Genomic DNA, 12,793 nt, shown 5'->3' on the forward strand with positions numbered 1-12,793 from the left:
ACCTGAGGCCGATCTAACGTGGATCCTGCGTCCGACACGGGGTGGATGAGGCGCCCGTGTCGGACGCAGGATCCACGTTAGATCGGCCTCAGGTACTCAAATCAGTAGCAGGTACGAACGCGGCCAACGTACTGGCCGAAGGCGTTATACTGGGCGACCCAGCCGCAGCGGTGATAGCCGTGATAATAGGGGTCGTTGCTGGCGGCGATCGCGGAGCCGACGACGGCCGCGGTCGCGATGCCGGCGCCCACACCCCAGACCCAGCCGGGCTGCTTGGCTTCGGCCTGCGAGGTGGTGGACAGGATGCTGCCGGTCAGGGCGAGCGTGGCGAGAGCGGCGGCGGCAAGCTTGGTCTTGATCGACATGAGAAACTCCATCCGGGGTTGAGGCGGTCCGTTGTGGCCCGCGTGCCCAGTTGGACGGAGGCTCCCAGCGTCCGGTTCGAATGCGGCAAATCCGCTGCCGGAGCCGAGAGCTTTCGCGAATGATTCCAGTAGGATATTGGCTAGCCGAGGGGGCCTTTGGCGAGCCTGTTCACGTCGAAGTTATCGACCTCGCCGAGCAGCTCGCAAAAAGCGCGCGCGCCCTGATCGAGCAGTTGCTCGCCTTTCGCCGGCTCAGCCAATGTCGCATTGCCGATGGCGCCGCTGGCGTTCAAATCCTGCGCCTGCCAGGCGAACGGCGCGGGCCGCTGCGTCGACAGCCAGCGATATTGCTTTTCCAGTGCGATGCTGCTCGCGGCAAAATCGGCGATCGCGGCTTGACGCACCTGATCGGGATAGCGCGCCAGCATGATCGAGGTCTCGATCGCGCCGCCATGAATGCCGTGGCGCACTTCCTCCGCCGGGAACAGCTTGTCGGCGCCTGACAGCCGCGACCACGACGTCGTCACCACGAACAGTTTTTGATGCGCGCGAAGATCCTGTGCGACCAGCATCATCGCCGCGCTGTTGCCGCCATGGCTGGTGATGATGACCAGCTTCTTCACGCCGCGCCGCGCGATGTCCTCGCCGATCCCGGTCCATCGCTTCAGCGCGACCTCGGTCGGCAGCGTCTGCGTGCCCGGATAGTCGATGTGCTCGGTGGAGATCCCGACCGGCTCGACGCGCAGGAACGTCGCTGGAACGCTGCCGGGCAACAGCTCGCGCGTGCGCGCCAGATAGGCGTCCGCGATCAGCACGTCGGTTGTGACAGGCAGGTGCGGCCCGTGCTGCTCGGTCGCCGCCAGCGGCAGCACCGCGATCCAGCGCGCCGTCTCCGCAGCGGGCGCGTCGGCCCAGCGGATCTCGGTCCAGTCGCGGGACGGCGTCATCAAGGTTTCTTTGCCCGAATTTGTCACGTAATTTGGGTTATCAGGGGGATGCGGACCCGGCCGGCTCGCGTCCCCCGATGTCATGCGGTTCTATCGCGTTGCGTTCATATGGGCCAGACGCGATTGGGCTTTAGGCGAGCGACGGAGTGCCATTATGACCCACTTTCATCTGCGGCGAACGCTCACGGCGGGCCTCTTCGCCGCCCTCGTTTCTCTCGCGCCGGCGCGAGCCGAGACGCTCGACAAGGTCACTTTCGGCACCAACTGGGTCGCCGAGGCCGAGCACGGCGGCTTCTTCCAGGCGGTCGCCGACGGCACTTACAAGAAATACGGCCTCGACGTCACCATCGTCCCCGGCGGTCCCAACGAGAACAACCGGATGCTGCTGATCGCCGGCAAGATCGATTTCTTCATGGCCGCGAACACGCTGATGTCGTTCGACGCGGTCGCCAACAACGTCCCCGTCGTGACCATCGCCGCGATCTTCCAGAAGGACCCGCAGGTGATGCTGACGCAGCCGGATGCCAAGGTCAGCAAGATCGAGGACCTCAAGCCGCTGACCCTGTTCGTCTCCAAGGAGGGCATGGGCAGCTATTTCCAATGGCTGAAATCCGAATACGGCTTCAGCGAGAAGAACGTCCGTCCCTATAATTTCAATCCGCAGCCCTTCATCGCCAACCCCAAGAGCGCCATGCAGGGCTACGTCACCTCCGAGCCCTTTGCGGTCGAGAAGGCGGCGGGCTTCAAGCCCAACGTGCTGCTGCTGGCCGATTACGGCTTCAACACCTATTCGACCCTGATCGAGACCCGCCGCGACATCGTCGAGAAGAAGCCCGATCTGGTTCAGCGCTTCGTCGATGCCTCCATGGTCGGCTGGTACAATTACATCTACCGCGACAATTCCGCCGGCAACGCCCTGATCAAGCAGCTCAATCCCGAGATGACCGACGATCTGCTCGCCTATTCCGTCGCCAAGATGAAGGAGTACGGCATCGTCGATTCCGGCGACAGCTTGAAGAACGGCATCGGCGCGATGAGCGACGAGCGTTACACCTCCTTCTTCAACAAGATGGTCAAGGCCGGCGTCGTGAAGGCGGATCTCGACTTCCGCAAATCCTATACGCTGCGCTTCGTCAACAAGGGCGTCGGCGTCGAGCTGCGTCCGAACAAGCCGTAGCGCATGCTGCGATTCGGCGAAGGTGGCCCGGCGTCCTACACCTCTCCCGAAGGGAGAGGTCGCATCGCATCGCCAGATGCGATGCGGGTGAGGGGTTACGCTTTCTCGTGGGACCTGTGCCCCCTCACCCGGCGCTGCGCGCCGACCTCTCCCCGGTGGGGAGAGGTGATGGGCGCCCGAAACTCCGCACTCATCGACCAATGGTAGAGCGCAACACCTCGTCCGCCGTCGAGGCGAGCCTGACGGCTCTCGCCGTCAGCCTGCGCGGCGTGACGAAGACCTACGACAACGGCGTCATGGCGCTCGGCCCGTTCGACCTCGCGGTGCGCAAGGGCGAGTTCATCTCGCTGCTGGGCCCGTCCGGCTGCGGCAAGTCGACGGTGCTGCGGCTGATCGCGCAGCTCAGCGCGCCGTCCTCCGGGATCGTGCGGGTGGCGCGCCACGAGGGCGAGCTGCAGCCGGGTCACGGCATCGGCTTCGTGTTCCAGGAGCCGACCCTGATGCCCTGGGCCAGCGTGCGCGAGAACGTGCGGCTGCCGCTGAAGCTTGGCGGCGTAGCGAAGGCCGAGGGGCGCGCGCGTGCCGACGCCGTCCTGGCCAGGGTCGGGCTCGCCGATTTCGCCGATGCGTTTCCGCGCGAGCTCTCCGGCGGCATGAAGATGCGGGTCTCGCTGGCGCGCGCGCTGGTCACCGATCCCGATATCCTGCTGATGGACGAGCCGTTCGCCGCGCTCGACGAGATCACGCGCTTCCGCCTCAACAACGATCTGCTCGCGCTGTGGCGAGCTCTCGGCAAGACCGTCATCTTCGTCACCCATTCGGTGTTCGAATCCGTCTACCTGTCGCAGCGTGTGGTGGTGATGACGGCGCGGCCGGGCCGCATCCAGGCCGACATCCGCATCGAGACAGTCGAGCCGCGCGGCGAAGAATTTCGCACCTCGACCGCATACGGCGACTACTGCCGCAAGGTCTCGGGCGCGCTGGCGCCGTCCTATTCGGGGCAGCCGCTGCTATGAGTGCCCGGCCCGAGATCGTCGCCAAGCCGCGAGGCGCGCAGCGCGCGCTGCGCCTGGTGCTTCCCGTCATCGTGTTCGCGGCCGGCCTCGCCGCCTGGGAACTGGTGGTCCGCCTCAAGGAGATCCCGCCTTACGTGCTGCCGGCGCCCTCCATCATCATTCTGACCCTGATCAAGGATTGGCAGGTGCTGTCGCAATCGCTCGCGACCACGCTGCTGACCACGCTCGAAGGTTTCCTCGCCGCCAGCATCGGCGGCATCGCGCTGGCGCTGTTGTTCAACCAGTCGAAATGGGTGGAATACTCGCTGTTCCCCTACGCGATCGTGCTCCAGGTCACGCCCGTGATCGCGATCGCGCCACTGTTGCTGATCTACCTGGAACAGCAGACCGCGGTCGTGGTCTGTGCCTTCATCGTCGCCTTCTTTCCGGTGCTGTCCAACACCACGCTCGGGCTCAATTCGGTCGATCGCAACCTCGCCGGCCTGTTCCAGCTCTATGGCGCATCAAAGCCGCAGACGCTGCGCTTCCTCAAGCTGCCGGCGGCGTTGCCCTACATTCTCGGGGGCCTGCGCATCGCGGGCGGCCTGTCGCTGATCGGCGCGGTCGTGGCCGAGATCGCGGCGGGAACGGCGGGCGCCGGCTCCGGGCTCGCCTACAGGATCGCGGAATCGGGCTATCGATTGAACATACCCCGCATGTTCGCAGCGCTGCTTTTGTTGTCGCTGGCCGGGATTGTCATCTATGGGGTGCTGGCGCTAGTTTCGCACCTCGTTTTACGGCGCTGGCATGAGAGCGCGCTTGGAAAGGAAAACTGATGGCTGCCGGTTCGATTTCGTCCGAAAAGATCGACCTTCTGATCTATGGGCCGGTGCGGCCGATCCTCGAGAACGGGTTTTCCGACCATTTCGTCGTGCACAAGGCCGAGACGCACGGCGACCTCGAACGGCTGACGCCGGCCATCCGCGAGAAGATCCGCGGCGTCGCCGTGACCTATCACACCGTCCGCGCCGACAGGGGTTCACTGTCGCAACTGCCCAAGATCGAGATGGTGGCGAGCTTCGGCGTCGGCTACGACCACATCGATGCCAAATACGCGGCCGAGCACAACATCATCGTCACCAACACGCCCGACGTGCTGACCGAGGAGGTCGCCGACGTCGCGATGGGCCTTTTGATCGCCACCTTGCGCGAGTTCATCAAGGCCGACCGCTACGTTCGCTCCGGGCTGTGGCAGACGCAGAACTACCCGCTCAGCGTCGGCTCGCTGCGCGACCGCAAGGTCGGCATCGTCGGCATGGGCCGGATCGGCCAGGCCATCGCGCGGCGGCTCGATGCCTCGCTGGTGCCGGTGGTCTATCACTCGCGCAACCCGTCCAAGGACGTCTCCTACAAGCACTATCCCGACCTGATCGAGATGGCTAAGGCGGTGGACACGCTGATGGTGATCGTGCCCGGCGGCGCCTCGACCAGCAAGATGATCAATGCCGAGGTGCTCAAGGCGCTCGGCCCGCGCGGTGTTCTGATCAACGTCGCGCGCGGCTCCGTGGTCGACGAGCCGGCGCTGGTGCAGGCGCTGAAATCGGGCACCATCCTCGCCGCAGGCCTCGACGTGTTCGCGGCCGAGCCGAACGTGCCGGACGAGCTCAAGGCCATGCAGAACGTCGTGCTGCTGCCGCATATCGGCTCGGCCTCGGTGGTGACGCGCAACGCGATGGACCAGCTCGTGGTCGACAACCTCAAATCCTGGTTCGCCGGCAAGGCGCCGTTGACGCCGGTGGCCGAGACGCCCTTCAGGGGACGCTGATGACAGCTGTTCGGGCCGTCGCATTCGCGGTCGCGGCCTGGCTGGCCGCGATCGGCGCTGCATATGCGCAGGATGCAACGAGCCTGAAGAAGTCGATGCCCGGGCAATGGGAGCTCTCGACCACCGAGCGCAGCAAGACCTGCGTCGTCACGATGAAGGGCGATACCGCAGGCCAGGGCTACAAGCTGGAGCTGGAGCCGGCGTGCAAGACCGCGCTGCCTTTCACCAAGAGCATCGTTGCCTGGAGCGTCAGGGGGCTCGACATCGTGCGCTTCCAGGACGCGACCGGCGAAGCCGTGATCGACTTCACCGAGGTCGAAGCCGGCATCTTCGAAGGTCTGCGCCAGGGCGAGGGCGTCTACATCCTGCAGGATCTCGCCGCGGCCCGCTCGATGGCCAAGTCGATGGACCAGATGATCGGCGACTGGGCGATGGTGCGCGGCAACGGCCAGCCGGTGTGCGGGCTGACGCTGACCAACACCGAGACGAGCCCCGACAATTTCCAGGTCTTCCTCAAGCCGAAATGCGACGCGGTGATCGCGCAGTTCAATCCGGCGCAATGGCGGCTCGAGCGCGGCCAGATCATCCTGATGTCGAAATCGGGTGATGTCTGGCAGTTCGAGGCCGACGACAACGCGCAATGGCGGCGCGTCCCCGACACCGCCGATCCCCTGATCATGCTGCGTCAGTAGCCGGCCCGACATTCGCCGCCGCCGAATGCCGCCGCGCGAAGGCGGAACCCGCAGACCGGGCATCTCGTTGACGGAAGAAGTGATTTCGTTGGGAGGATCCGGCATGGCCAAGCGCATTCTCGCGATCGGCATCGAACCGGGCAATGCGGATTACAGCGCATTTCCGCAGATCACGCCCGAACATGTCCGCGGCTACATCGAGGCCCAGCTGCTGCGTCTGCGCGGCCTCGGCTTCGAGGTCACGAGCTGCCTGATCGATCTCGATGCGACGGCCGAGGCCGCCGTGACCGCGGCCTTGCGCGACGAGCGCTTCGACTGCATCGTGATCGGCGCGGGGCTGCGCGAGCCGAAGGAGCGCCTCGTGCTGTTCGAGAAGGTGCTCAACCTCGTCCACCGCCTGGCGCCGGAGGCCGCGATCTGCTTCAACACCACGCCTGCCGATACAGTCGAGGCGGTGCAGCGCTGGGTCGAGCCGTGAGATTGAATTCGGCTGCCCGGCGGCGGGGGCTGGGCCGGTTTCGATCCTTCGCCCCGGTACTGATTTCGAAATCTCGGCCAGCTTCGAACTTTGTCTCCCCCTCGCGTGACCAAAGACATAATGGTCAGAAGGCGATCGGGATTTGCCATGAAATTCGCTGTCTTGGCTTTTTCGTGCGTTCTATTCCTCTCGATCCCCGCCGATGCAAATGACGCCGGCACCTTGAATGCGATGATGGCTTTGGCAGATCGAGGAGATGCCGAGGCGCAATACCATGTCGGCATGATGTATAATAACGGCATCGGCACACAGCAGGATCGCAGCCGAGCGTTCGAGTGGTTTCAGAAATCGGCTGCGGCCAACGATCCGCTGGGGGCCTACAAGCTCGGCTGCTACTATGACGGGCAAGGCGCGGGTATCGTCGCAACCGATTTCGATCAAGCATTGAAATACAAACTCGCTTCCGCCAAGGCCGGTTATGCGCGTGCCCAGCACGATGTCGCTCTTCTGTACGACAGACGAGGAGATTCGGAAGAAGCGCTGAAATGGTGGAAAATGGCAGGCGATCAGGGGCTTCCCAGCGCCCTCTTCAGCCTGTCCCGCGCATATTCTGCAGGAAAGGGCACGCCGAGGGACCTGTCCCTTTCGTATGCCTATTTCAAGCTCTCGAAGGTGGCGCCGGCCAAGAATGTCAACGAGATGGCTTCCATGTTGTCCAAGCCGGAGCTTGAGAAGGCCGAGAAAATGGTTGCCGAATGGAAGCCGCAACCGACCGCCCTGACGCTCAAGGCATTCGCCGGCATCACAGCCGCAGAAGACCACTTGAAAGCCGCCAAGAACCAGGCGTTCTGATCTCGCCTAGATCAACCGCAGCCCGCGCAGGCTGGCGTGGCCACTCTTGCCGACGATGATGTGATCATGCACGGCAATCCCCAGCGGTTTTGCGATGTCGATGATCGCCTTCGTCATCTGGATGTCGGCCTGCGACGGCGAGGGATCGCCGGAGGGGTGGTTGTGCACCAGGATCAAGGCGGTCGCCGATAATTCCAGCGCGCGCTTGATCACTTCGCGCGGATAGACCGGGGTGTGGTCGACGGTCCCGGTCTGCTGCACTTCGTCGGCGATCAGCTGGTTGCGCTTGTCGAGGAACAGCAGGCGGAATTGCTCCTTGTCGGCAAACGCCATGCTGGTGCGGCAATACTCGATCACCTCGTTCCAGGACGACAGCGCGTTGCGGCTGTTGACGCCGCCCTTGGCGACGCGATGCGCGGCGGCGGCGATCAGCTTGAGCTGGTTGATCGCGGATTCGCCGATGCCGTCGACCTCGCGCAGCCGCGCCACCGGCGCATGCACGACCTCGGCGAACGAGCCGAACGTCTTGATCAGCGCCTTGGCCAGCGGCTTGGTGTCGCGCCGCGGCAATGCCGGAAACAGCGCCATCTCCAGCAATTCGTAGTCGCTGAGCGCATCCGCGCCGGCATTGTAGAAGCGCTCGCGCAGCCGTTCGCGATGGCCGACATAGTGCGGCACCTCGTCAGGCTTGCTCTTGTCGTGGTCGGACTTGGCGGGCATCGGCCGCCAGCATTGCCGGGGGCCAGTGTTTTTGCAACCGTCAATTGCCGCGGCAGAGGCGGTTCATGCCGGGCCGCGGTCCCAGGGCAATCACCCGATCTGCTTCTCGCCGTGTCGCTCCGACAGCGTGAAGATCTCGACGCCGGTGGCGGTGACGCCGACGGAGTGCTCGAACTGTGCCGACAGCGAGCGGTCGCGGGTGACGGCGGTCCAGCCGTCCGAGAGGATCTTCACATGCGGCTTGCCGAGATTGATCATCGGCTCGATGGTGAAGAACATGCCGGGCTTGAGCTGCACGCCTTCGCCCGGACGGCCGATATGGATGATGTTCGGCTCGTCGTGGAACATGCGGCCCAAGCCATGGCCGCAGAAATCGCGCACCACGCTCATGCCCTGCGGTTCGACGAAGCTCTGGATGGCGTGACCGATGTCGCCGGTGGTGGCGCCCGGCTTCACCGCGGCGATGCCGCGCATCATCGCTTCATACGTCACCTCGATCAGCCGCTCCGCCTTGCGGGCGATCGGGCCGACCGCATACATCCGGCTGGAATCGCCGTACCAGCCGTCGACGATGAAGGTGACGTCGATATTGACGATGTCGCCTTCCTTCAGCGGACGGTCGCCGGGCATGCCGTGGCAGACTACGTGATTGAGCGAAGTGCAGGTCGAATAGCGATAGCCGCGATACATCAGCGTCGCCGGATAGGCGCCATGGCTGAAGGCGAAGTCGCGGACGAACTGGTCGATGCGCTCGGTCGGCACGCCGGGCCCGACGATGTCGGTGAGCTCGTCCAGGCATTTCGCCACCAGCGCGCCCGCCTTGCGCATGCCGGCAAAGGCGGCCGGCCCATGCAGCTTGATCTGTCCGGTCTTGCGCAGCGAGGTATCGGTGGCTTCGACGTAGCTCATGCTTGTGCAGTCTTCCTTGGGCGGTCTTCCGAGCGGATTATCGGTGGAAAGGCTTGATTTCAGGCCCCAATTTAATGATTGCGGGCCTTCATGCAAGCCGAGGCAGGGCGTTTTCGAGCGAAGTGGCTAACCGGTTCGCGTGAAGAAAACCCGTCAAAACAAGGGCCTTGCCAGCCTTGGGTTGCGAAAGCGGCCTAATTCGGGACTTCTACGGTGGTTTCCACCGGCAGCGCGCCGCCGCGGATGCGGATTTCGCGGACGGGGTAGGGAACCCGGATGCCCTCGCGTTTGAACGCATCCCACAGCTCCAGCATCACGTCGCTCTTGACCTTGTCCATGCCGTCGGGGTCGGCGATCCAGAAGGTCAATGAGAACTTCATGCCGGCTTCGGCGAACTCGGTCAGGATGCAGGTCGGCGGCTTGCCTTTTTGCGCGCGCGGATGGGCCTCGGCGGTCTCGGCCGCGAGCTTGCAGACCACTTTCGGGTCGGCGTCGTAATTGGTGCCGAAGGCGATCTTCACCAGCGTGTTCTTGTCGGTATAGGTCCAGTTGACGACCTTCTGCGTCACCAGATCCTCGTTCGGCACCAGGAACTCGCGGCCGTCGCCGGCGGCGACGGAAATATAACGCGTCTTCATCGCGCTGATGCGGCCGGTATTGTCGCCGATGGTGACGAGGTCGCCGGGCTTCACCGACTTGTCGGCGAGCAGGATGATGCCGGAGATGAAGTTGGCGACGATCTTCTGCAGGCCGATACCGATGCCGACGCCGACCGCGCCGGAGAACACCGCAAGCGCCGAGAGGTCGATGCCGACCGCGCCGAGCGCGATGACGATGGCGACGGCCAGAAGCCCGATGCGGATGATCTTGACCAGCAGCACCTGCACCGACGGCGTCAGGTCGGTGGTCGCGTTGATCCGGCTCTCGGCGAAATTGCTGGTGATGTTGGTGGCCCAGAGCGCGATGAGGAGGAGCGCGCCGGCCTTGATCGCCAGCAGCGGGGTCAGCCTAAGGCCGCCGAACACGATGGCGTAGGCATCGAGCAGGTCGACGGTGGCATCGAACTGCCCGAGGATGGACAGCGCGGCGACGAACCACGCCGTGATCGACACCAGCTTGACGATGAAGGCATTGCGCAGCACCGAAGTCACGAGCCGGATCGCGAGCCAGGCCAGCCCGAGCTTGGCGGCGACCATCAGCAGATAGGAGCGGCTCGGCCAGGTCGCGTGGTACATCACGAGGCGCGAGATGATCACGAGTAGAGTGAACACCGCCGTCGAGGCGCTGGCGACCATCACCCGGGCGAAGTGCCGGAGCGGCAGCGGCCAGCGCATCGCCAGCGAGGTCATGTCGATCCGGTTGCGGACGGCGGTCTCCGCCGCATAGGCGATGCCGGCCGCGACCAGAATGAGCCCGAATTGCAGGTAGAACCAGGGCGAGGAGATCTCCGCCCCGACGCTGCGCGCGGTGGTCTGCACGAACTCCATGAAGTCCTTGAGGTCCATGTCCATCGGTCTCGTCGGCAAGCGGGGAGGAATTGATTCGAGGGAGCCGCAGAATCCCACAAAGGGCACGGCCGGGCCATCGATACACCGGCATGTGATGGACGTTAAGGCCGTAAAAACGGCCAGATTGCCGCGAGATGCGAAAATGGGTTGGCGCGCGGAGGCGGCGACGATAGAGATGCATGGATATATGTTTGGGTAAATCCGTTGGTCGCGGCGCGCTTCGCCTCTCCCCGCGTGCGGGGAGAGGCCGAAATTCGAGCGCAGCTTGAATTTCGGGTGAGGGGGACTCTCCGCGAGTCTCACTGTCACCGTCCCCGCGGAGGCTCCCCCTCACCCCACCCTCTCCCCGCAAGCGGGGCGAGGGAGCGCCCGGCCGGTGGCCCCTGACTGAACTCGCTCATTACTTGGAGTAACCCGCAGCACCGCATGGCCTCTCTCGACTCCGTCAGCCTCGCCATATTGCTCGGCGCCGTCCTCGTCATGGCCGGCATCCTGTCGAGCCTGCTTGCGCTCCGATTCGGTGCGCCCCTGCTGCTGGTCTTCCTTGCGGTCGGCATGCTCGCCGGCGATTCCGGTCCCGGCCAGCTCCAGTTCGACGACGTCCGCACCACCTATCTGGTCGGCTCGGTGGCGCTGGCCCTGATCCTGTTCGATGGCGGCCTCAGGACGCGCTTTGCCAGCATCCGCACCGTGCTCGCGCCGTCCGTGGTGCTCGCGACCGCCGGCGTGCTGCTGACCGCGCTGATCACGGCGCCGTTCGCCAAATTCGCGCTCGACCTCAACTGGACCGAGTCGCTGCTGGTCGGCGCCGTGGTGGCCTCGACCGATGCGGCCGCGGTGTTCCTGCTGGTGCACACCCAGGGTCTGCGCCTGCGCCCGCGCGTCGGCGCGACGCTGGAGGCGGAATCCGGCACCAACGACCCGTTCGCGATCTTCCTCACCTTGATGCTGGTCGAGTACATCTCGATCGGGTCGAGCTCGCCCGTCCACGTCCTGATGGAGTTCATGCAGGAGGCGGTGCTGGGCGCGGTCGCCGGCTTCATCGGCGGACGCCTCGTCGTCATCGCGCTCAACCAGGTGGCGCTGCCGCAGGGCCTGCATGCGCCCTTCGTGACCACGGCCGCGCTGGTGATCTTCGGCGGCGCGCAGATGATGCATGCTTCCGGCTTCCTCGCGGTCTATCTCGCCGGCATCATCATCGGCAACCGGCCGACGCGCGCGCATAACCAGGTCGTGGCCTTCCTCGATGCCGCGACCTGGCTGGCGCAGATCGTGATGTTCGTGCTGCTCGGCCTCTTGGTCTCGCCGAGCAGGTTGGGGGCCAGCGTGCTGCCGGCGGTCGCCGTCGCGCTCGTGCTGATGCTGGTGGCGCGGCCGATCGCTGTGTTCGTGTGCCTTGCGCCGTTCCGCTTCAACTGGCGCGAAAAGATCTTCATCGCCTGGACCGGCCTGCGCGGTGCGGTCGCGATCTTCCTGGCGTCGATCCCGATGCTGGTCGGCCTGTCCAAGGCCTATCTCTATTTCGACGTCGCCTTCGTCGTCGTCATCATCTCGCTGCTGCTGCAGGGCTGGACCCTGGCGCCGGCCGCGCGCAAGCTTCACGTCGCGCTGCCGCGCGCCGAGCGCGGTCCGCGGCGTGTCGAATTGGATCTGCCCGGCCAGCTTGAGCAGCAGCTGGTCGGCTATCCGGTGCGGCCCAAGAGCTTGTATTTCCGCCGCGGCCTGATCCCGTCCTGGTCCAAGCCGACGCTGGTGATCCGCAACGAGAACATCCTGACGCCGCTGGAGGCCGACCCGATCGCGCCCGGCGACTACATCTATCTGCTGGCGCCGCCGGAAAAGGCCGAATCGCTCGACCGCTTCTTCGTCGACATGCAGCCGAGCTCGGCGCCGGATCCGCATCTGCTCGGCGACTTCATGGTCTCCGCCGAGCACACGCTCGCCGAGCTCGCCGAGATCTACGGCGTCAGGATCGGCGAGGACGAGGGCAAGCTGACCCTCGCCGATTATTTCGACGTCCATCTCGACCACGCGCCGAAGGAGGGCGCCGAGCTCGCCCTGGACGAGATCGTGCTGGTCGCGCGCAGCATCTCCGGCGGCCGCGTCAACGTCGTCGGTCTGCGCCTGCCGGAAGAAGACGAGACGCCGCCGCCGCTGACCCGCGCGCAGGCGCTGCGGAAGAAGCTTTCGGATGTGTGGGCCTCGGTGGCGGGGGTCTGAGCTGCCGTAGGGTGGGCAAAGCGACTTGTCCGCCATAGCTCGAAGAGCGACGACGGAAGCGTGCCTACGCATTTTTTGCGATCGAGAGAGTTGGTGGGCACGGCG

13 protein-coding genes are annotated in these 12,793 nt (G+C 64.9%); 8 read left to right on the forward strand and 5 right to left on the reverse strand.

What is annotated here, in order from left to right; genetic code table 11:
* Window positions 1–101: 101 nt before the first annotated feature.
* Both E4K64_RS28025 and E4K64_RS28030 read right to left on the reverse strand, forming a co-directional pair.
* On the reverse strand, window positions 102–365 hold the full coding sequence (locus E4K64_RS28025) for a hypothetical protein (RefSeq protein WP_167772302.1): 264 nt from the start codon (window positions 363–365) through the stop codon (window positions 102–104).
* 140 nt (window positions 366–505) lie between these two features.
* Window positions 506–1,312 carry a creatininase family protein gene (locus tag E4K64_RS28030; protein ID WP_135166377.1) on the reverse strand — a complete coding sequence of 269 codons (807 nt, stop codon included), beginning with the start codon at window positions 1,310–1,312 and terminating at the stop codon, window positions 506–508.
* 154 nt (window positions 1,313–1,466) lie between these two features.
* Here E4K64_RS28030 and E4K64_RS28035 point away from each other — a divergent pair, with 154 nt between their 5' ends.
* The 7 genes from E4K64_RS28035 (at window position 1,467) to E4K64_RS28065 (ending at window position 7,331) form a co-directional block, all read left to right on the forward strand.
* A complete protein-coding gene (locus tag E4K64_RS28035) occupies window positions 1,467–2,489 on the forward strand; it encodes an ABC transporter substrate-binding protein (RefSeq protein WP_135166378.1) in 1,023 nt (340 codons plus the stop codon).
* 200 nt (window positions 2,490–2,689) lie between these two features.
* The gene (locus E4K64_RS28040; protein ID WP_135166379.1) at window positions 2,690–3,505 is read left to right on the forward strand and encodes an ABC transporter ATP-binding protein; all 816 of its coding nucleotides are present in this window, start codon (window positions 2,690–2,692) and stop codon (window positions 3,503–3,505) included.
* A complete protein-coding gene (locus E4K64_RS28045; RefSeq protein WP_135166380.1) occupies window positions 3,502–4,320 on the forward strand; it encodes an ABC transporter permease in 819 nt (272 codons plus the stop codon). The genes E4K64_RS28040 and E4K64_RS28045 overlap by 4 nt, the downstream gene beginning before the upstream one ends.
* Window positions 4,320–5,309 (forward strand): 2-hydroxyacid dehydrogenase, encoded by a 990-nt coding sequence (locus tag E4K64_RS28050; protein WP_135166381.1) that lies wholly within the window; start codon window positions 4,320–4,322, stop codon window positions 5,307–5,309. The genes E4K64_RS28045 and E4K64_RS28050 overlap by 1 nt, the downstream gene beginning before the upstream one ends.
* On the forward strand, window positions 5,309–6,001 hold the full coding sequence (locus tag E4K64_RS28055) for an AprI/Inh family metalloprotease inhibitor (protein WP_135166382.1): 693 nt from the start codon (window positions 5,309–5,311) through the stop codon (window positions 5,999–6,001). Before E4K64_RS28050 ends, E4K64_RS28055 begins: the two co-directional genes overlap by 1 nt.
* A 103-nt stretch (window positions 6,002–6,104) precedes the next feature.
* Entirely contained in the window at window positions 6,105–6,479 is a 375-nt protein-coding gene (locus E4K64_RS28060; RefSeq protein ID WP_126261023.1) for a hypothetical protein, read from the forward strand.
* A 147-nt stretch (window positions 6,480–6,626) separates the two neighbouring features.
* Entirely contained in the window at window positions 6,627–7,331 is a 705-nt protein-coding gene (locus tag E4K64_RS28065; RefSeq protein ID WP_167772303.1) for a tetratricopeptide repeat protein, read from the forward strand.
* 6 nt (window positions 7,332–7,337) lie between these two features.
* On the opposite strand, the gene radC is transcribed toward E4K64_RS28065, so the two are convergent.
* The 3 genes from radC to E4K64_RS28080 all read right to left on the reverse strand — a co-directional run bounded on the left by radC (window position 7,338) and on the right by E4K64_RS28080 (window position 10,471).
* Entirely contained in the window at window positions 7,338–8,051 is a 714-nt protein-coding gene (radC, locus tag E4K64_RS28070) for a RadC family protein (RefSeq protein WP_135166384.1), read from the reverse strand.
* A 90-nt stretch (window positions 8,052–8,141) separates the two neighbouring features.
* The gene (map, locus tag E4K64_RS28075; RefSeq protein ID WP_126261031.1) at window positions 8,142–8,960 is read right to left on the reverse strand and encodes a type I methionyl aminopeptidase; all 819 of its coding nucleotides are present in this window, start codon (window positions 8,958–8,960) and stop codon (window positions 8,142–8,144) included.
* Window positions 8,961–9,154: 194 nt separating this feature from the next.
* Window positions 9,155–10,471, reverse strand: a complete 1,317-nt coding sequence (locus tag E4K64_RS28080) for a mechanosensitive ion channel family protein (RefSeq protein WP_167772304.1) — start codon at window positions 10,469–10,471, stop codon at window positions 9,155–9,157.
* Between the two features lie 423 nt (window positions 10,472–10,894).
* On the opposite strand from E4K64_RS28080, the gene E4K64_RS28085 reads away from it, so the two are divergent.
* Window positions 10,895–12,688: a potassium/proton antiporter gene (locus E4K64_RS28085; RefSeq protein ID WP_135166385.1), complete on the forward strand. Its 1,794-nt coding sequence runs from the start codon at window positions 10,895–10,897 to the stop codon at window positions 12,686–12,688.
* Window positions 12,689–12,793 lie beyond the last annotated feature (105 nt).

The sequence above is a fragment of the Bradyrhizobium frederickii genome, assembly GCF_004570865.1.
Taxonomy (GTDB): domain Bacteria; phylum Pseudomonadota; class Alphaproteobacteria; order Rhizobiales; family Xanthobacteraceae; genus Bradyrhizobium; species Bradyrhizobium frederickii.